The sequence below is a fragment of the Salipaludibacillus daqingensis genome (genome assembly GCF_029891575.1).
GTDB lineage: Bacteria > Bacillota > Bacilli > Bacillales > Salisediminibacteriaceae > Salipaludibacillus > Salipaludibacillus daqingensis.
In genome coordinates this window covers 60,864-81,479 of sequence record NZ_JARZHF010000002.1, presented here as the reverse complement: position 1 = coordinate 81,479, position 20,616 = coordinate 60,864, and the positions used below count along the sequence as shown (strand labels likewise).

The 20,616-nt window shown below is 36.6% G+C and carries 19 protein-coding genes; 15 read left to right on the top strand and 4 right to left on the bottom strand.

Annotation, left to right across the window (positions count from 1 at the left end):
* Positions 1–6 precede the first annotated feature (6 nt).
* The 8 genes from mutL (at position 7) to glnA (ending at position 9,332) form a co-directional block, all read left to right on the top strand.
* The gene (gene mutL / locus QDN89_RS04495) at positions 7–1,971 is read left to right on the top strand and encodes a DNA mismatch repair endonuclease MutL (RefSeq protein WP_280768893.1); all 1,965 of its coding nucleotides are present in this window, start codon (positions 7–9) and stop codon (positions 1,969–1,971) included.
* Positions 1,971–2,795 carry a class I SAM-dependent methyltransferase gene (locus QDN89_RS04490; RefSeq protein ID WP_280768892.1) on the top strand — a complete coding sequence of 275 codons (825 nt, stop codon included), beginning with the start codon at positions 1,971–1,973 and terminating at the stop codon, positions 2,793–2,795. The genes mutL and QDN89_RS04490 overlap by 1 nt, the downstream gene beginning before the upstream one ends.
* Positions 2,785–3,714: a tRNA (adenosine(37)-N6)-dimethylallyltransferase MiaA gene (miaA, locus tag QDN89_RS04485; protein ID WP_280768891.1), complete on the top strand. Its 930-nt coding sequence runs from the start codon at positions 2,785–2,787 to the stop codon at positions 3,712–3,714. Before QDN89_RS04490 ends, miaA begins: the two co-directional genes overlap by 11 nt.
* 44 nt (positions 3,715–3,758) lie before the next feature.
* Positions 3,759–3,992, top strand: a complete 234-nt coding sequence (gene hfq, locus QDN89_RS04480) for an RNA chaperone Hfq (RefSeq protein ID WP_280768890.1) — start codon at positions 3,759–3,761, stop codon at positions 3,990–3,992.
* Positions 3,993–4,203: 211 nt separating this feature from the next.
* A complete protein-coding gene (locus QDN89_RS04475) occupies positions 4,204–5,154 on the top strand; it encodes an AAA family ATPase (RefSeq protein WP_280768889.1) in 951 nt (316 codons plus the stop codon).
* A gap of 19 nt (positions 5,155–5,173) precedes the next feature.
* Positions 5,174–6,442: a GTPase HflX gene (gene hflX / locus QDN89_RS04470; RefSeq protein WP_425335375.1), complete on the top strand. Its 1,269-nt coding sequence runs from the start codon at positions 5,174–5,176 to the stop codon at positions 6,440–6,442.
* A 9-nt stretch (positions 6,443–6,451) separates the two neighbouring features.
* Entirely contained in the window at positions 6,452–7,720 is a 1,269-nt protein-coding gene (locus tag QDN89_RS04465) for a methionine gamma-lyase family protein (protein WP_425335370.1), read from the top strand.
* Positions 7,721–7,994: 274 nt separating this feature from the next.
* A complete protein-coding gene (gene glnA / locus QDN89_RS04460; RefSeq protein ID WP_280768886.1) occupies positions 7,995–9,332 on the top strand; it encodes a type I glutamate--ammonia ligase in 1,338 nt (445 codons plus the stop codon).
* 108 nt (positions 9,333–9,440) lie between these two features.
* On the opposite strand, the gene QDN89_RS04455 is transcribed toward glnA, so the two are convergent.
* Positions 9,441–9,608: a hypothetical protein gene (locus QDN89_RS04455; protein WP_280768885.1), complete on the bottom strand. Its 168-nt coding sequence runs from the start codon at positions 9,606–9,608 to the stop codon at positions 9,441–9,443.
* A 327-nt stretch (positions 9,609–9,935) separates the two neighbouring features.
* Here QDN89_RS04455 and QDN89_RS04450 point away from each other — a divergent pair, with 327 nt between their 5' ends.
* Positions 9,936–11,789 carry an ATP-binding protein gene (locus QDN89_RS04450; RefSeq protein ID WP_280768884.1) on the top strand — a complete coding sequence of 618 codons (1,854 nt, stop codon included), beginning with the start codon at positions 9,936–9,938 and terminating at the stop codon, positions 11,787–11,789.
* A 359-nt stretch (positions 11,790–12,148) separates the two neighbouring features.
* On the opposite strand, the gene QDN89_RS04445 is transcribed toward QDN89_RS04450, so the two are convergent.
* Both QDN89_RS04445 and QDN89_RS04440 read right to left on the bottom strand, forming a co-directional pair.
* A complete protein-coding gene (locus QDN89_RS04445; RefSeq protein ID WP_280768883.1) occupies positions 12,149–13,615 on the bottom strand; it encodes a spore germination protein in 1,467 nt (488 codons plus the stop codon).
* Between the two features lie 452 nt (positions 13,616–14,067).
* Positions 14,068–15,774 carry a DUF2207 domain-containing protein gene (locus QDN89_RS04440; protein ID WP_280768882.1) on the bottom strand — a complete coding sequence of 569 codons (1,707 nt, stop codon included), beginning with the start codon at positions 15,772–15,774 and terminating at the stop codon, positions 14,068–14,070.
* Between the two features lie 229 nt (positions 15,775–16,003).
* Between QDN89_RS04440 and QDN89_RS04435 the strand changes: the two genes are divergently transcribed.
* From QDN89_RS04435 to QDN89_RS04405, 6 genes are all read left to right on the top strand, one after another.
* Positions 16,004–16,129: a hypothetical protein gene (locus QDN89_RS04435; RefSeq protein ID WP_280768881.1), complete on the top strand. Its 126-nt coding sequence runs from the start codon at positions 16,004–16,006 to the stop codon at positions 16,127–16,129.
* A gap of 170 nt (positions 16,130–16,299) precedes the next feature.
* Complete coding sequence (locus QDN89_RS04430) at positions 16,300–17,304, top strand: LLM class flavin-dependent oxidoreductase (RefSeq protein WP_280768880.1); 1,005 nt, start codon at positions 16,300–16,302, stop codon at positions 17,302–17,304.
* Between the two features lie 394 nt (positions 17,305–17,698).
* The gene (locus tag QDN89_RS04425) at positions 17,699–17,944 is read left to right on the top strand and encodes a hypothetical protein (protein ID WP_280768879.1); all 246 of its coding nucleotides are present in this window, start codon (positions 17,699–17,701) and stop codon (positions 17,942–17,944) included.
* Positions 17,945–18,085: 141 nt separating this feature from the next.
* The gene (locus QDN89_RS04420; RefSeq protein ID WP_280768878.1) at positions 18,086–18,217 is read left to right on the top strand and encodes a hypothetical protein; all 132 of its coding nucleotides are present in this window, start codon (positions 18,086–18,088) and stop codon (positions 18,215–18,217) included.
* A gap of 677 nt (positions 18,218–18,894) precedes the next feature.
* A complete protein-coding gene (locus QDN89_RS04410; RefSeq protein ID WP_425335374.1) occupies positions 18,895–19,266 on the top strand; it encodes a GNAT family N-acetyltransferase in 372 nt (123 codons plus the stop codon).
* 271 nt (positions 19,267–19,537) lie between these two features.
* Entirely contained in the window at positions 19,538–19,768 is a 231-nt protein-coding gene (locus tag QDN89_RS04405) for a DUF3953 domain-containing protein (RefSeq protein WP_280768875.1), read from the top strand.
* 264 nt (positions 19,769–20,032) lie between these two features.
* On the opposite strand, the gene QDN89_RS04400 is transcribed toward QDN89_RS04405, so the two are convergent.
* Positions 20,033–20,359, bottom strand: a complete 327-nt coding sequence (locus tag QDN89_RS04400) for a four-helix bundle copper-binding protein (protein ID WP_280768874.1) — start codon at positions 20,357–20,359, stop codon at positions 20,033–20,035.
* Between the last annotated feature and the right edge of the window lie 257 nt (positions 20,360–20,616).

The following is a 20,616-nucleotide window of genomic DNA, read 5'->3' as shown; positions in this document are numbered from 1 at the left end:
TCGAACATGGCAAATATTCTACAACTAGATGAATTCCTTTCCAATAAAATTGCTGCGGGAGAAGTGGTTGAACGACCTGCTTCTGTAGTGAAAGAGCTTGTGGAAAATGCAATCGACGCAAACAGTTCCAACGTCCGGATCGATATTGAAGAAGGCGGGTTGTCTTCGATTCGCATTCTTGATGATGGTGATGGGATCGAAGAGGACGACTTGGAGAGAGCTTTTTTCCGACATGCTACGAGTAAAATTAAATATGATCGTGACTTATTTCGGATTAAAACCCTAGGTTTTCGTGGAGAAGCCTTGCCTAGTATCGCCTCTGTATCAAAACTGACGTTGAAAACGAGTACAGGAGGACAAGTTGGACACGAAATTCATTTAGAAGGGGGACATATTAAACATCGCAAAACCGTCTCCCCTCGTAAAGGAACAGAAATCCTTGTGACGGAATTGTTTTATAATACCCCGGCACGACTTAAATATTTACGAACAATTCATACAGAGTTAGGCCATATTTCAGATGTGGTTAACCGTATGGCACTTTCCCATCCAGATATTGCGTTTATACTAACGCATAATCGAAAAACCATGCTTCAAACGACTGGGAACGGAGATATTCCTCGTGTGATTGCATCCATTTACGGATCATCTGTTGCAAAGAAAATGGTGAAAATAGAAACGGAATCAATGGACTTTAAGGTGAAAGGTTATTTAGCTAAACCGGAAATAACGAGGTCAAATCGATCGTATATCTCGACGATTTTAAACGGGCGTTATGTAAAAAACTATCCGTTGTTAAAAGCTATCCAAGAAGGCTACCATACACTACTTCCGATTGGGAAATTTCCACTTGTTGTGTTACATATTGAAATGAACCCAATTTTGTTAGATGTGAACGTACACCCTTCGAAATTAGAAGTTCGTATTAGCAAAGAACAAGCATTGCAACAACTTATTACATCATCGATCCGTGATGTTTTTAAGAGGATACAATTAATTCCTGATGGTCCGACAAAACAAAAATCCGTTCGAGAAAAATCGGAACAGATGAGTTTGTCTTTTGAGTCAGCGGAGCCATCGTTTTTTTCTCAGCAAGACTCGTCTCATTCACTAGTAGATAAAAAGGAATCCGCTGAAGGGGAATCATCGAGACGCGAGAACGCTCCAGATGAGGGTACAATAGGAAGTTACGAAGCGAAGCATACAGTAAAGGAAACAACGACGAGTGCGTTTATCGATAAAAACGTGCATGAAGAAGTCGATTGGGAAGCGGAAGACGTAAACACAGAGGAACATGAAGAAGCGGAAGGTTATGAGACAGTCTCGCAACAATCGTATGAAAAAGACGAAGGTGTGGGTTCCAATCATGATGCAGAGGAAGAATCACGAATACCGATTTTGTATCCGATCGGTCAACTTCATGGAACGTATATCTTAGCGCAAAATGATCAAGGATTATATATGATTGATCAACATGCTGCTCAAGAGCGAATCAAATATGAATATTACCGAGATAAATTAGCGTCTACGGAAAATCAGTTACAAGATTTACTCGTTCCATTAACGTTTGAATTTACGTTGGCAGAAGAAGAATTGATTAAAGAATATCAACATACATTGGAGAAAGTTGGTTTGTTCATGGAACCGTTTGGAACGAGAACATTTGTGATCCGTTCTTGCCCGACATGGTTTCCGAAAGGTTTGGAGGAAGAAACGATTTCAGACATGTTGGAACAATTGAAATCAGAACGAACGATTCATATAGGTAAAATTCGTGAAGAAGCAGCGATTTTGATGTCTTGTAAAGCAGCGATTAAAGCTAATCGCCATTTAACGCGAGATGAGATGTTTCAACTCGTTGAAACGTTGCGCACATGTGAAGATCCTTACACTTGTCCACATGGACGTCCGATCGTCATTCATTATTCTACGTACGAAATCGAACGAATGTTTAAACGTGTGATGTCGTAATGAAGAAAGAATCGAACGTTTTGTCGGGTGTCGTTACAACAACAGGTCGTCCATCTGAGCAGATGGTTAAAAGAGCGAACGACATTGCTGTAAAATGGAAGCTACCATTTATTGAGCGAAATAAAAAGTCCATCCAAAAGATGATCGAGCAGTGGAATACGACGATTTTTATTGTTCGTACTTCTGGAATTGAAGCTCATCATCGTTGCGGAGATCAGCCGTTCTTTTTTCATCCTAATGCGGCGATGTTTCGTGCGAAAAGGCTATATCGATACGGAGATGATCCGATCGTCTCCATTTGTAACGTAGAAGAAGGCGACGTTGTTGTTGATGCGACGTTAGGGTTAGGCTCAGACGCTCAGCTTGCTAGTTTGGCTACAGGTGAAAAAGGAAAAGTGATAGGGCTTGAATCTTCACCAATTGTTGCTCACATCGTTAGCGAAGGGTTATCGACGTATGAATCATCTTTTCAACCTCTAAACGAGGCGATGCGGCGAATCGAAGTTTTACATGTTAATCATTTGACCTGGTTTCAGTCTCAGCAAACGAATAGTGTAGACATTGTTTATTTTGATCCTATGTTCGAAACGGAAGTAGAAAAATCACATGGGTTTGATCCAATTAGGCATATTTCCTCAGCACAGTCACTGTCACTTGAAGTCATTAACGAGGCGAAACGAATCGCTAGAAAAAGAGTCATATTAAAAGATCACTTTAAGAGCCTGCGATTTAAAACACTCGGTTTTCACGTCGATGTTCGCCGGTCAGCTACGTATCAATTCGGAATAATAGACTTGGAAAAGAGTGAAAATAATGAAAAATAACCAACCTCTTATCGTTATCGTTGGTCCAACTGCGGTAGGGAAAACAGCGACAAGTATCTCACTTGCGAAACAGTTTAATGGAGAAGTAATTAGTGGAGATTCCATGCAAGTGTATCAGAGCATGGACGTTGCCACGGCGAAAGTTAGTAAGGAGGAAATGGAGGGCATTCCTCATCATTTGATAGATATTAAAAAGCCAGATGAATCCTTTTCTGTTGCTGACTTTCAGTCGTTGGCGAAAAAATCAATTTCATCCATTTCGGAAAAAGGAAAAATGCCGTTTATCGTTGGGGGAACTGGTCTTTATATCAATTCCGTGATTTATGATTATAATTTTTCGAAGGCGACGGAAGATCGTTTATTTAGAGATCGACTAAATAAGTTTGCTGATGAACACGGAAATGATGCTTTACATGAACAATTAAAAAAAACCGATCCTTTAAGTTACAAGAACCTTCACCCAAATAATCGAAGGCGTGTGATTCGAGCTTTAGAAGTTCATCATGTAACTGGAAAGCCATTGTCAGAACAACTAACCAATGAAGAGTCTCCTTTATATGATACGACGATAATTGGACTAACAATGGACAGAAAAATGTTGTATGATCGTATTAACGAGCGTGTCGATCAAATGATTGAACAAGGATTGATTCACGAAGTAGAGAGGTTATTTGAGGAAGGGTATGGAGACTGTCAATCGATGCAAGCGATTGGATACAAAGAAATTCTTGAATATGTTCGAGGAACAGTTTCGTTGGACGCGGCCATTTCCCAGCTAAAACAAAACTCTCGACGGTTTGCAAAACGCCAATTAACGTGGTTTCGAAACAAAATGGACATCGAATGGTTTGATATGACAACAAACCGGGAAAAAAAGCTAAAAGAAATTCATACATTTTTAAAGGAAAGTTATTATTAATAGCGAATATAGTTAATAATGGAACTAGAGGAGGCCTGTAAAAAATGAAACAACAATCTGTGAATATTCAAGATCAATTTCTGAATCAATTGAGAAAAGATAACATTCCTGTAACGGTATTTTTACTTAATGGCTTTCAACTGAGAGGGCATGTGAAAAGTTTCGACAACTTTACTGTCATTTTGGATACAGACGGAAAACAACAGCTTGTATACAAACATGCGATCTCCACTTTCTCACCTCAACGTAACGTGCAGCTTAATCAAGATAATAAGTAATTGGAGGACCCGGCACAAGGTGCTGGGTTTTTTACTTCGTATTTAAAATTGTTTAAATTAGATTCTTAGTTTTAAGAGCGCTTCAAGATAAAATTAACGGTTTTAAGTTGTTTTCATCCATCGAATAGGCTTTTGTCACGTCTTATCTATTTTTGCGTATAGTAGTTGTGACAGAAACCTTTCCACTCTAAAATAGAGGACGGTGACTTCGGTGGAACAATCGGCTAAAATGAAAAAACGGGGACAAATTAATGTTGTGATCAAATCAACGAACAGAGAAGAGAAGGGTGCGTCCAATCCTTCATCTGAAGTTTCTCCTTTTTTAAACCATACAGAATATAATAAAGTGATGAAAGAATTTGATCGGTATGTAGGATTAGATTCGATGAAATCTTTTGTTCACGAGTTGTATGCGTGGCTTTATTTAAACAAACGTCGAGAAGAAAACGGACTAAAAGTTGGCAAACAATCCCTTCACATGGTTTTTAAAGGAAATCCGGGCACAGGCAAAACGACAGTTGCAAGGTTAATTGCTTCGATGTTAAAAGAAATGAATGTATTAGAGAAAGGCCATTTCCTTGAAGTAGATCGAGGAGACCTCGTTGGAGAATATATTGGACATACAGCGCAAAAAACAAAAGATTTAGTTCAGAAGGCAATGGGCGGAGTGCTATTTATTGATGAAGCCTACTCATTAGCTAGAGGTGGAGAAAAAGATTTCGGAAAAGAAGCGATCGATACGTTAGTAAAACTGATGGAAGATCAGCAACATCAATTTGTGCTAATACTTGCAGGTTATCCAGTAGAAATGGATCATTTCCTCAGACTTAATCCTGGATTGCCATCACGATTCCCGATGATTGTGTCCTTCCCTAACTACACGGTAGATCAACTAATACAAATGCTAAAAGAGATGGCTTGGCAACGAGATTATGATATTAATAATCATGCGATACCGTATATTAAAGAAATTTTAGAAGTAGCGAAAGAATATCAAAATGAGCGTTTTAGTAACGGACGTTTTATCCGAAACTTATTAGAGAAAGCCATTCGCTTGCAAGCAGTTCGACTATTGAAAGAAGGTAACTATGATAAAGAGGCACTTCTCACATTAGTGAGAGGCGACTTTACAAAAGCATTTAACAACATTTTATTAGAATGACGATAGGAAGGTGAATATCATCGATACTCAGCCAAAAGTAAATCAAGAAACGGTTGTTCTCGTTGGGGTTAAGAAAAAATCAGCCAATGAAGAAGATTTTATATACAGCATGGAAGAGTTAGAATCTTTGACGAAAACAGCAGGAGGATTAGCTGTTGCGACGGTATCTCAAAGCCTTGAGCATCCGCATTCTGCAACGTATATAGGCAAAGGAAAAGTAGAGGAATTACAGCTGATGGTCGAAGAAAAAGATGCTGATTTAGTCATCTTCAACGATGAACTTTCATCGTCTCAATTACGAAATTTAACGAACCAAATGGACACACCTATCATTGACCGAACGCAATTGATTCTCGATATTTTTGCCGGTCGAGCACAATCGAAAGAAGGGAAATTACAAGTAGAACTTGCGCAATTAAGCTATTCCCTTCCGCGCCTTCGCGGGCAAGGTCATGTGTTGTCCCGTTTAGGTGGGGGAATTGGTACGAGAGGTCCGGGTGAGACGCAGTTAGAAATTGATCAACGACATATTCGTGATCGGATGGATGAAATTAGACGACAGCTATCACAAATTGTGGCACACCGAGACAGGTATCGAGAAAGGCGTAAAAAAAATCAAGCATTTCAAATGTCTTTAGTTGGGTACACAAATGCTGGGAAATCAACGTTATTAAATAGGTTGTCTGATGCTGATGTCTATATTGAAGATAAGCTATTTGCTACCCTTGACCCTACAACAAAGAAGTTAAAATTGCCTTCTGGCATTGAAGTATTGATGACCGATACAGTTGGATTTATTCAGCAATTACCTACAACGTTAATCGCAGCATTTCGCTCCACCCTAGAAGAAGTGAAAGAAGCAGATTTAATTATTCACGTCGTCGATGCATCAAACCCTGATTTTATCAATCACGAATCAACGGTGACAAAGTTATTAGAAGATTTGGAAGCACATCAAATTCCTATGTTGACGGTTTATAATAAACGTGATCAAATAAAAGACGACTTTTTTGCAAACAGTCAAGGGGCATCGGTATTAATTAGTGCTCATGAAGATCAAGATTTGGACAAGCTTAAAATGAAAATAGAATCGGTTATGGAAGAGCAGTTTTTACCTTACATCGTTTATTTAGAATCTGATGAAGGTAAATGGCTTCATCGATTACAGAAAGAAACGATTCAACTAGAAAGATCATTTGAAGAAAGTACGGAAAGATATATGGTTCGTGGCTATGCTCCACCGAAATCAGCGATATATCATGAATTGAAAAAAAGACAAGAAGAATAAAGAGGAGAAATGACGTTGCAACAGACTATGACCAGCACACAAATAGTACAATTAGCAGAAGAAACGATCGAGGCATTACAACCTTCCTTTAGAGAAAGAGGGAAAATTTCAGAGTACAATCAACGAAAAGTGTTAAAAGCATTTAAAGATAACGAAGTATCTGAATTTCATTTTCAACCTTCAACAGGATACGGTTATGATGACATGGGTAGAGAAACGTTAGAGAAAGTGTATGCTCAAGTTTTTGGCACAGAAGCAGCCGTGGTACGTCCACAAATTGTTTCAGGTACACATGCTATCTCAACAGCATTGTTTGGCGTTCTTCGACCAGGAGATGAACTTATGTACATCACAGGAAAGCCATATGACACATTAGAAGAAGTAATTGGTCTAAGAGGCGATGACAATGCCGGCTCGTTAATGGACTTTGGCGTTACCTATAAAGAAATCCCCTTAAACAATGATCAAGTTGACGCTAAGCAAATACGCCAACAAATGACAGATAAAACGAAAGTTATTGGCATTCAACGTTCGAAAGGATATGCCAACAGGCCCTCGTTTACGGTTTCAGAAATTAGTGACATGATAAAAGTGGTAAAAGACATTAACTCAGATGTGATTGTTTTTGTTGATAATTGCTACGGGGAATTTGTAGAAAAAGAAGAACCATCGGATGTTGGTGCAGATCTCGTTGCCGGATCACTTATCAAAAATCCAGGTGGTGGAATTGCAAAAACGGGCGGATATTTAGTTGGCAAGAAAAAACTTATTAGTCTATGTGGTAACCGGATGACAGCTCCAGGCATTGGTCTCGAAGGTGGAGCAAGTTTAAACACGTTGCTTGATATGTTTCAAGGGTTCTTTTTAGCACCACATGTTGTCAATGAAGCACTGAAAGGGGCAATGTTTACAGCGAAACTATTAAGCGAGTTAGGGATGGATACAGCGCCTAGATGGGATGCCCCGAGAACAGACTTGATTCAATCTGTTTCTTTTCCGGATAAAAAAGCGATGATTACCTTTTGCCAATCGATCCAAGCTTCATCGCCAATTGACGCCCATGTGACGCCACACCCGAGCTATATGCCAGGGTATGAAGACGATGTGATCATGGCAGCAGGAACGTTTATTCAAGGATCGAGTATCGAATTAACAGCCGACGGCCCGATTCGCCCACCTTACACAGCTTACGTTCAAGGTGGCTTAACTTTTGAGCACATAAAAATTGCCGTAATGGAAGCAGTGATGACAATTTTTGAAGAAAATCGACTGAAATAATAAAAATTCGGTTAAGCTTGTTAGAAAGAGGGTAGGTTTATTATAGCCTGCTCTCTTTTCCTTTGTCAGAAAATTTCCCTGTCAGATAATCTGACAATATCGAACAAAAATAATTCCATCTTCGTTATCATGTGTTTATCGTTAAAAAAACGAAGAATTTGAATGTTCGGTTATTTCAGAATAACAGGTTCTTCAACAAAGGAGTTAGTCAGGAGAAACGTCCTGTTACTCCAAATGAAAAGTAACAGATATTTTGAAGGAGGAGACTATAAGAATGAGTAAGTATTCTAAACAAGACATTCTAAGTATGGCAAATGAGGAAAATGTAAGATTTATCCGATTACAGTTCACAGATTTACTAGGGATTATTAAAAACGTTGAAATTCCAGTAACGCAGCTAACAAAAGCATTGGATAATTTGATGATGTTTGACGGATCATCAATTGAAGGGTTTGTTCGAATTGAAGAATCGGACATGTACTTGTATCCAGATCTTGACACTTGGGTAATCTTCCCTTGGACTCCTGAAAAAGGTAAAGTAGCAAGATTAATTTGTGACATCTATAATCCAGACGGAACACCATTTGCTGGTGACCCACGAGGAGCTTTGAAAAACGTACTTAAAGAAGCACACGAACTTGGGTTCTCAGACTTTAACATCGGACCTGAGCCAGAATTCTTCTTATTTAAAAATGATGAGCACGGTGAGCCAACACTGGAGTTAAACGACAAAGGTGGATACTTCGACTTGGCACCAACAGACTTAGGTGAAAACTGTCGACGTGATATCGTTCTTGAGCTTGAGGACATGGGCTTTGAAATTGAAGCATCTCACCATGAGGTAGCTCCAGGACAACACGAAATTGACTTTAAATATGCAGATGCTGTAACGACTTGTGACAACATTCAAACATTTAAACTTGTTGTTAAAACAATTGCTCGTAAACACGGTCTTCACGCAACGTTCATGCCTAAACCATTGTTTGGTGTAAACGGAAGTGGAATGCACGCGAACATGTCTTTATTTAAAGAAGGTGGCGTCAATGCTTTCTTTGATCCAAATACTGAGAATCAACTAAGTGAAACTGCTATGCAGTTCTTAGCAGGAACGTTAAAGCACGCTCATGCGTTTACGGCATTAACTAACCCTACAGTAAATTCATATAAGCGTCTTGTGCCTGGTTATGAAGCACCTTGTTATATTGCATGGTCAATGCGTAACCGTTCTCCACTAGTACGTATCCCGTCGTCACGTGGATTAAGTACTCGTATCGAAGTTCGTAGTCCAGACCCTGCAGCTAACCCATATTTAGCAATGGCAGCAATGCTTGCAGCAGGTCTTGATGGTATTCGTCACAAGATGACGCCACCAGCTGAAACAGATCGTAACATTTATGCGATGGATCTAGAAGAGCGCGAAGCAGAAGGTATCGAAGCTTTACCATCGAACCTTAAAGAAGCAATTGATGCGTTAAGAAAGAACGAAACAATTACGAAATCAGTAGGAGCTCACGCATTAGAGCACTTTATTGAATCAAAAGAAATCGAATGGGATATGTTCCGCACACAAGTTCACCCTTGGGAGCGCGAGCAGTACCTACAGACTTATTAATAAACAGACAAACCCTTGGAGCTATCATGGCTCTGAGGGTTTCTTTTTTGTAAATAAAAAGAACAGCCTATCCATGATAAGCTGTTCGATTTCTTTCTGAATGTTGACCTAATTTCTCATCTGGTCAAATGCTTTTTGTACGGGTTCCATCATGTTATTCCCTCTGTTGTTTCGTCCTCTCATAACTCCGTAGGCAGCTGCACCTACACCTAAACCAACTAATGAATACATCACAGCATTACCATTCCCTTTATTATTTCGTCTCATTCCAAACATAACAACACCTCCAACGATATTTTTGTTTGAACGACACGATATTCATTCGACGATATGTTCCAACATTTTCTTGGAAAAACATATGTCTAGTCCAAACATTTCTTAGTTTTTATTATAATTGCTAAATTAAACAAGGTTTTCGTTACCAACTCGCGAAAACATATAATGAGATAGAGAATGTTGAAATAACTAGTAATAATTGTCATTAATGAACGTAAATTATTGAATAACTGTCGAGAAAAATGGTTAATCCTGTTATAATACATTTATATTTATATTTTGCTTAAATTGAAAGGGAGTCATTTTATCACTAACGAATCAGTATTTTTGAATAAAGATATAAGCAAAATTCATGAACTAACAAATAATTCCAGTGGTGATCGCGGTGCTCATATTCTCTATATGTTTAACGAATATGATAAATATATAAAAAATGCTATAGAATATATTTGTGAAGGATTAGATAATAACGATAAAATATTACTTGTAGAAAACGATGAGTTTTTTAAAGAAGTCAATCAAAAAATTAGAGATCTTGGTTATACTGAAAAACATTTAACTCATATCACTTATGTAAATAATGTTGATTTTTATTTACCTAAAGATAATTTTGATGCAGCGAATGGTTTTAAAAACCTTGTTGACCTTATAAAGCCTAATATTGCAAAGGATTTAACAACTAGAATTTGGGGACAAGTGTTAGTGAAGGAATCATTTATCATTGAACTTAGGAAATATGAATGTGATTGTAATTCATTTATGGGAAAAGAAAATGTTATTTCTGTCTGTTCCTATAATGCCCTAAATGTATCGTCATTTACTCAAAATGAAATGTTAAAAGTACATCAATTTTTTATGCAAGATGACAAAATAATGAAATCTCCCCTTTATCACCCTAAATATGTATCAGAAGTGGAACCAGATGAAAAAAATAAATTAAAAAAGATTGAAAAAGAATATCAATTGATGAAAGAGAAGAACAAAAAAATAATAATGGAAAACGCTTTTCGAAAAGAGAGAGAGAAGAATCTCAACATAGAGAAACATAATGCTGAAAAAGCGAATGAAATGAAAAATATATTCCTGTCACAAATGAGTCATGACTTACGAACTCCATTAAATTCTATTTCAGGATTTACACAGCTTTTGCTAGAGGATGATAAATTCGATCCAAAGAATAAGTCAATGTTAAACAAGATAAGTGATTCATCTAATCATTTGTTAGCGTTAATAGATGAAATATTAGACTTTTCAGCAATTGAAGCAGGGAACATTAAATTGGATATGAAACCAATCCCAGTTCACTCCTTTATAAACGAGTGTATTGAGACATTATCGACTAATAAAAATCATCCTATTGATGCAGCCATTGATCAGGTTGACAAGAGATTAATGATTGAAGCGGATGAGTTACGTTTAAAGCAAATTTTAAACAACTTGCTTACAAATGCGATTAAATTTAACCCTTCTAAAGGAAAAATATATGTAAGTATAAAAGAAGATAAAATTACATCATCGATTAAAATAAATGTAACAGACTCAGGAATTGGACTACCTAAAGATGGTGTTGATCGTTTATTTGAACCGTTTTATAGAAGCGAAAGAAACATGAAAAAGTGGAAAGGAACGGGCCTTGGATTAGCTATCGTTGCAAACTTATCGACAAAAATGAACGGAAATTATGGTGCTTATAATAATCAAGAAAATGGTGCAACATTTTGGGTGTCTTTCAAAAAAACAACAATGGTTAGTGATGTTTCCATAGATGAAAAAAAGACCGAAAAAGAATTTTTAGTTAATCATTCAAAGTTGAAAAAGGTTATATATATCGAAGATCAACAAGATAACATCGATATTATGGAAGCAATGTTAGAAAGTATTGATGAGAAAAGGATTAATGTGATTTCAAAAAATACCGGACATGAAGGTATATTTAAAGCAAGAGAATTGAAGCCGGACATCATCTTTTTAGACTTAGGCTTACCAGATATTAATGGTAGAGACGTATTAAAACAATTGAAATCTAGTAAGTTCACGAATAAAATTCCTGTTATCGCAGTCAGTGCGGATGCAAACGATTCAACTATTAAAGAGTTACTGGAAAATGGCTGCGATGATTACATCACGAAACCAATTGACTTAAAAAAATTAAAAGCGATAATTTTTAACAATTTGGGTTAATAGTTGGTCATTTTACGAGAAGACCCATTATAATTAACTTGTAATAATGAATCATCATTTTCACCAAAAATGAATGAAGGTCATAAGAGATTTAATGCTCTTATGGCTTTTTAATATACTCGTTCAACAAAATCAGATTTGAATACTTGCTTATTTTATGGCAGTGGGTCGTGTTGCCATAACTGAACGTTCTTAAAAATGATCCGTCATGATTCAACTATTAGAACCTCTGAACCTCAATATTAGCGAAGGTTGAGAGGTTCTTTCTGTATGTGACAAAAATACAGTTTGTTTTAGGGATATTCATTTTTAAAAGTGTCTAGTGCTGACAATTAAAAGGATGCTTTAAAGGCTTTTGTTTACTGGCTTGTGTCATCTTTCGTATGGAGGAATCTTGGTCGTTTATGTTTAAATGGGATAGGAAAACGAACCAAAATGTCATTAAATTCTTTTGGACTAAATGGAATGAAAGGCCACATATAAGGGGTTTTTAACGTTTTGGTATTCACTAAAATAATTAACCAAAGCGTAATTGCTATGATTAACCCATTTATTCCAAATGACGCAGCTGCGATGAGAAAAACCACTCGGAAAAAACGATTAGCTAAACTAAGTTCATAACTTGGAGTGGCATAACTGCCTATCACGGCGGCAGCAGTATATAATATAACTTCTTCCGTAAATAATCCAACTTGAATAGCAATGTCTCCAATTAAGAGAGCGGCGACTAATCCTAACGCGGTTGCCAACGCATTCGGGGTATGAATAGCAGCCATCCGGAGCATTTCGACACCTAGTTCGGCTATCATAAATTGCCAAAATAAAGGTATTTCACCTGGATCATCAACACCAACATAATGTAAGTTTTCCGGGAGTAATTCCGGTGACGTTGCGAAAATAAACCATAAAGGTAATAAGAATAACGAAATTATAACAGCGGCAAACCTTACCCATCTTAAAGCGGCACCAATGACTGGTTTTTGGCGATACTCTTCTGCATGTTGCAAATGGTGCCAAAAGCTAACCGGACATATCATCACACTTGGTGAACCATCTACAATAATTATCACATGACCTTCCATTAAATGAGTACTTGCCGTGTCACCTCTTTCCGTGTATCGGACTAGAGGATAGGGGTTTAAGTTCTTCCCGAAAAGAAATTCTTCTAATGTTTTTTCACCCATCGTTAACCCGTCGATATTGATTTTACTAATAACCTCTTTCAGTTTTTCAACTAATGTCGGATCAACAATACTGTCAATATAGGAGACAACGATGTCCATTTTCGATCGCTGGCCAACTTGTAAGTAATCCATGGTGAGGGAACGATCTCTTATTCTTCGTCTAATCATTGCCACATTAAAAACCATTGTTTCAACGAATCCATCTCTAGGTCCGCGAACAACACGTTCTAAGTCCGGTTCTTCAGGACTACGTGCAGGGTATTCTCGAATATCAACAAGAATCACTTTAGAACACCCTTCGACAACAAAGGCCGCTTGACCGGATAACACTTGTCCGATAACTTGTTCGAAATCTTCAGAGGTTTCGGTTTCTTGGTGAGGAATGACTCCTTTGAGCAATCTGTCAATTGGATCTTCGTCAAGTGCATCAGGTTCCATGGTTTTGAAATTTCTTAGCACTTGAATAGCAGCGACATCATTTGCAAAACCATCGATAAAAAACATCCCAATTTTACGTCCACCAGCTTCTATTTTGTGGTGGATCACATCGAAATTTTCTTCGACTCTCATCTCTTTTATCATATAATCGATATTTTTCTCAAAATTCTTTGAGATGGGAATCTGATTTTCAGATTTACTCATTATGTAAAAGACCCCTTTCTGGTCATTTATATACTATCTTTATCATGCACAGTGAAGGGGGATTTAAGTATTCGAATTTAATTTTTACATTTTTTGTGTCCAAAGGTAGTGAAAGAGGTAGATTGTTACTTTTAGCTGTTGTTAATCGAGCGAAGGGAAGTAAAGGGCGTTCATAGTGCCCAATGGGCGAGAGGATCGCTGTTGAAAGGAAGTAAAAGAGCAAATTCTTTAGAAAGCGAGCAGAAAGGGAAATTGAATAAAACTAAAAAGCACCAAATTTGAATGAAGTGACTACTATAGTCACAGGTCAGTTCTAAGTTGATGCTTTTTCATCTATAATTGCTTCATTTCAAGGACTAATTGAAGAATCATTAGTTTTTGTCGAATAAGAACCGTCCCCATGTTGCACCTATGTTGCAAGAACTGTCCCCACCAAGTGGATATTGTTACAGTTAGAAACCGCCTGAGCCGCCCCCTCCTCCACCAACACCTGTTCCACCTCCGATTCCCGGACCGCCGCTGCTAGAACCACCTAAGTGGGTTGATGAAGCGGAAGATGATGAGCTAAATCCGGTTGTAGCAAGAGCTCCAGTATACATAAAGGCAGGAACGTTAGAAGTATCGGAAACTAATTGACCTTTGTCTAATTCTACTTTTAAATCTTTGGCCATCTTTTTAATATTTTTATCACGTGAACCTAGTCCGTATACGAATGCTATCATCTGTCTATCTTGCTGCCAGTTTTGCCATTCGCGACTGTCCATGTTCGATAAATGTTGTTTGAATTCACTCCACTCCGTGATGATTTTCCACCCTTTTTCCGTCCTCGGTTGATGAAATAAGGCAAAGGATGATGGAACAAGCATCAGAAAAAATGCTGTGAAGAAAATTAGAATTAGATTATGTGTGATTGCAAAGACAGAAAAGAAACCCGCAATCAATCCTAATAATCCGAGCAACCAGCGAAAAGAGGTTTTATTTAGTGTGAGTTCATGATTTGAGATTTCATGTTTTACTGCTTTTGTCCATTCTGTTTTTGATGAAGTAAAGTGTTCGGCGTTCTTTTTCTTTTTGTAAAACGCCGTCATATCAGAAAACTCAAAAGTCTCCCCGTTACCAATATCGTTAAACAGCCACGATACGAGTTTTCGTTCGTGGTCCAATAAGTTTTTGGTATTGATGATACGGAAAGTATTATCTGAAAGCTGTTCCACGTGTTTTTTTCGAACAAGATCTAGCAATGCAGCTGCTAAAATCTCCGTTGTTACATGGTTGTAATTTGTATAAAGCAACGTGGCGGGCATGCTCACCTCAAGGTCTGGTATATCTCCAGGAAATAATTGTTTCGATCTAGATGCACGCTTTCTCGCTTTGTTCTCGCTCCATGCTTTCATTATAAAAAACAAGTAAATGACGGACAGAATGGGTAAGATGAACAAAGCTAAGTTGGAGATTGTGCTTTGACGTTCGTTATATGCAGCGGCCTGTTCTTCACGATCTTGTTTCTCATTTGCAATCTCTTTCTCTACTGATTCGCTGTTTGTAACGGCCAAAGAAGGAAAAAGTTGATTGTCAAATGCAGCACGAACATCGCCATTTTCCCCTGAACTTACAAATCCCATGTCAAAAACGACGGTGCCGTCTTCGTCAACCGACTCGCTATTTTCCGCTTCATCATATCCAATTGCAATGCTTCGCTTAGTTTCTGCTGGTGGGTGGACGTTTACGACAAGTGATTGATAATCTGAGTCATTGTTAGAATCAAAGAAAGCCCAATAAAATTGTGCCATATCTTCATACATATCGATGCCATCTTCAATCATGTAATGGATATCAATAATGATGGTTTCGTCCTCACCAGGTCGTTGAATGTAATGATTAATTTCTTCTTGAGTGTCGATTTCCAAAGGCTCACCATTTTCAAAAGCCTCGACATTTGTGATCATCGCGACCTCAGGATAGTTGAGTGTTCGAATAATGCCGTTAAATTCTCCAGTAAACGAGTAATGAAAGGTCTCTTCTACATGTACGTTCCCATCATCTTGAAGGTATGCGTCAATCGTTGCATCCGTAATCGTAAATTCTACAGCTAATATCTGAGTTGGAAAGACTATAAAAAAAGTAAATAGACTTAATAGTGCAATGATTTGTTTTTTCATTTTCGCCACCCTTTCTTCATTTATATACGCTTAAAAATGAAAAAGGTTTCACACTATAAATGGATATATATGTTAACATAAAACGGAGAAATGAACAGTGAAAAGGTGAATAGATCAAGTAAAAAACATTGTTTCTTCGAAGAGAAGAGAATAAGTTACAATAATTGATTTTAGACAGTTTTAGCAAGAAAACGTAGTGATAATAACATAGAAGTAAGGAGGGAGTCATGTGATTATTTTTGCACTTGTTGCGATTTTTATTACGATATTTTCGATTGAAGCAAAACTAAGAAAATCCAATTCACAAAATGAAGAAATGATTGATCTATTGAAACGAATCGAGGAGAAATTGTAAACTCAAGTATCTATATGATAGCCAAAAGAGGATATCTATTATGTTACTTCATGGCCTACATACATATTTATAGTTATGAATGTTATTTTTACCCAAGCATTTAAGTTTGTTTCTCTGGCTGCAATTGTTATTATTGGTTTGAAACGTTATATCAAGAAAGGATAATGGACATGCCGAATATAAATATACCAGTATCAGTCTTGAACCTTGCACCTATTCGTCAAGGAGGGGACGCGAAAGAAGCTATCGATGAGTTGGTTGATTTAGCACAAGAAGCGGAAAAAATGGGTTACACTCGTTATTGGATTGCGGAACATCATAATACGCCTACGCTCGTTAGCTCAGCCACTCCCATGCTTATCAAACACACGTTAGAACATACAGAAAAAATACGTGTTGGTTCAGGTGGAATTATGCTTCCAAACCATTCACCATTAGTTGTAGCAGAACAATTTGGAACGATGGCCACCATCTATCCTAACCGACTCGACTTAGGACTTGGTCGCGCGCCAGGGACTGATATGATAACCGCAAGCGCACTTAGACGTTCGCAAAGTGATGATGCCGTTCACACTTTTCCAAATGACGTAAAAGCTCTACAGAAGTACTTTGGTGCAGAGGAACATCAAGGTAAAGTGAAAGCATATCCCGGTGTGGATACAAATATTCCAATTTATATCCTAGGATCATCGACAGATTCTGCTGTTTTAGCAGCAAAATTAGGGTTACCATATGTGTTTGCGTCTCATTTCGCTCCACGATATATGGAAGAAGCGATGACAATCTATCGAGATCGATTCCAGCCGTCAGATTATTTAGCAGAACCATATATGATTGTTTGCTTAAACGTGATTGCCGCTGAAACGGATGAAGAAGCTAAATTCGAGCTGACAACGATGCAACAATTTTTCTTGAACGTGGTACGAGGAACTGGTTTACCGTTAAGTCCTCCAGTTGAAGACATGGATGCTATTTGGAGTCAACCTGAAAAAGAAATGGCTTCATCGATGACGAGTGCAACAATATTAGGAAGCAAAGAGTCCGTTCGCGAACAGCTAACGCGTTTTCAAGAGAAATATAACGTCGATGAAATCATGGCCGTATCTTACATTTATGACCCCGCTAAACAAAAACGATCCTACGAACTACTAAAGCAAGTAGTCGATGGTGAGTGAGGGGTGATGAATGGGGACGGTTCTCACGCTTCATTCGATACTCAAAATATATTTTCGCCCACTTTCTAAACTAGCGTCAATTGAGAATGTGACTTAGGTCAATGAAACGTAAGGTTTTAATTATAGATGATCAAATATAGTAGGCTTTTTGACGGCTAAACCACAATGGTTTAGCCGTTTTTCCATGGTTATGACATCTCATATAAAATCCTACGATGGAAGGTTTTAAATGAAGGGAAATCAATGGAAATGAACAAAAGTATTTGTAATTATATGTTTAAATTAACACTGTGAATGACGTTTATTTTGAAAAAACAGTTTTTTAAGTTGTTCGAAAAATTGATGAAGAAAATACTTCTAATGTATCGTAATCTAAAGAGGGTGAAGGATATTTATGTATGAAATTGGATTTTTAGTTGTTATTGGTCTTGTTGTTTTCATAATTGGTTTCATAGCAATCATAGCTAGGAAAATCTCAGTACTAAAGAGAGATCTTCAACAAAAGGATGATCATTTAGAAGAAATTCGGAGATTAAAAATCGAGATCACTAGTTTTGAACGAAAATTGTGGATAGCATTAATAGAAAAAACAAAATGCTATTCAGCAACTCATAAAAATCACGCCGAGTTTTACATTTAATAAATATCAAATATAAGTTATGTACTACTATATACATAAGCTGACATTATGAAAACATGATCATAGAAGTTATTAAATTGTGGAAGAATATTTTATAGGTAAAAAGCGGTTTGAAAATTCACCTAGAAAAGGAGGGATGGAATGGTAAACCGAAAGAAGAATCAAAAAAATCCTAAATTAGAAGTAACTAATAACGCAAGTGATGCAGAATTTGGAATAGAGTATATTCAAAGTAAAGAGGTTAGAAAAAATTCGCCAAAAGAGAAAAAATAAAAGAATAAAATGGATGACTTTATTTACAATTAGTAAAAGTCATCCGTTTTTCGGTGGAAAAGAATTAAAAGGTCATTGGCCTAACTCTTTTGAAATTTCTAGATTGAATTTATAAGACGATTACCTTATAACCTGATTATCATTTCTGAAGACTTTTCATTAACGAGAGCATTTTAACAAGAGAGAACACTTTTTCATTTGTCTAAATATTAAAGGGAATTAATGTTAAAATTGGCACATATAGAGTATCAAGAATTATTTTGAAAACATTATTAGTAAGTAAAAATTATTAAATTTCATAGAACCATCCAAATAGTGAGGTGAAAAAAATGAATAGTTGGCTTTATAGTTTATATATTTTTATCATAGCGATAGTTTCTATTTTCACTGGAGAATTAGTGACATTTATTATGTTAGGGATTATATTAATCAGTCTTAATAATATTAATTCAACATTAAAGAAGATATTAAAGGATAAACAAGTGAGTTCTAGTGGTGATAAAGGCGATGTATAAAAAGTTACCTAGCAGTTTAAGGGATCTCCCTTCTAGATTCAGGTTAATAAAATTTGATAGGAAATGAGAGAAAAAGAACGAGAAAGGAGAATTTTAATATTGGAAAAAATATCAATTAAAGAACTTAGGTCTCGAACGGAAATTATAGAAGCGTTTCCAGTCATGAAGCAGTTAAGGGCTCATCTAGATGAAAGTACGTACATTGATTTAGTAACAGAAGCACAAGAGATTGATAGTTACAAAATGTTTGCTTTAATGGATGGAAACAAAATTGTCGCAGTCACAGGTTTTAAGCCGATGATAACTCTTTATTATGGTAGATTTGTTTGGGTTTGTGATTTAGTTACAGATAACAATAATCGTTCAAAAGGATACGGAGAAAAATTACTTACACATGTTCATGAATGGGCGAGAGAAAACGACTTTAAAAACGTTGCTCTTTCTTCAGGATTAGAAAAAACAGAAGCTCATAGATTTTATGTAGATAAAATGAGTTATGAAAAAGTAAGTTATGTATTTAAAACCACTTTATAATAGTTGATAAATGAGTTAACAAAAAGGTTTTTTCATAAAGAAGGAGCACTTTTTTACTTTCTCGGCAAATTAAAAGGAATTTCATGTTTAGTAAAGATAAACTTTCAGGTGAAATCCGGTATTAAGTTTAATAGTGTTTGAAGCGTTCATTAACAAGGAACGCTTTTTTTATCCAATTAAAAGGGAATTAGTGGTAAGATTAATGTGAAATACTAGAAGAAGTGATTGGACAGAAAATAGTAATAATGAAATTTTGAAAGGAGGTATTTTGGTGATATTAGTTAGAATTGGTTTAGCAATAATTCTTATCTTTTTATCTAGTTATATTATAATTACTAAAAACTTTGATTTAATGACACCTATGATGCTGCTTTTAGGAATGCTAATGTTGTTTAACGGATTAGTTGAACGTCAAAAGGACAAAAAAAGTTTTTGGGGATATTTATTCATTACAATTTCTTTATTTCTTCTGGTGTTCTCCATACAAGGTTTAATCTTGTGATATGGGGACGGTTCTCATAAGTCATTCGTCACTCGAAATACTTACTAAGACTATTAAATAGAATCATGATTTAAAATTTCTTGATAAATGTGGTACCGGATTTTTTGTTTTAGAAAAGCCATGATATATATACCAAAATGATCAACTATAAAAACAGCCTCTGAAACCTTGACTAAGTCGAGGTTCAGAGACTGTTTTACTTGTATTTTATCCGATTTTTAGTTTGGTCTACAATAACTTTGACAGTCATTTGTGCAATTTACTTTATGAGATGTTTTTGCAAGCTTCTGCACATTTAAAACAAGCATCCGCACATTTTTGACAGTGGTCGTGATCATGATTTTTACATTCATTTCCGCACGCTTCGCACATCGTTGCACAAACGTGTGCCAATTCAGATACGAATGGCGATCCTCTAGTAATAGATTGAGCTAGATAAGCACACATATCCGAACATTCCCTGTCCAATCGAATACATTGCGCCATCATCTTAACGTCTTCCTCTTGTAAACACGCATCATAACAATGGTTGCATGATGCCATGCACTCGTGCAATGTTTGCAGTAGTTCTTCATGTTGTTGATGAGCCATGATAAAACCTCCTAATTATAACTATATAATTTAACATTCCCACTTATCTTTTTCATAAACGAAAATCCTGAAATTGTTAACAAGCTGAAAAGATATGTAATATTCTTTGCAACATGGGGACGGTTCTCATAAGTCATTCGACACTCGAATTACTATTAAGTATCTAAGTTTCCTAAGTTATTTGAATTTATGATACGAGGAGAGAGTTGCATTAGAAAGTTAAAAATATATTTCAGATTAAGGCTTCTTTGAACTTA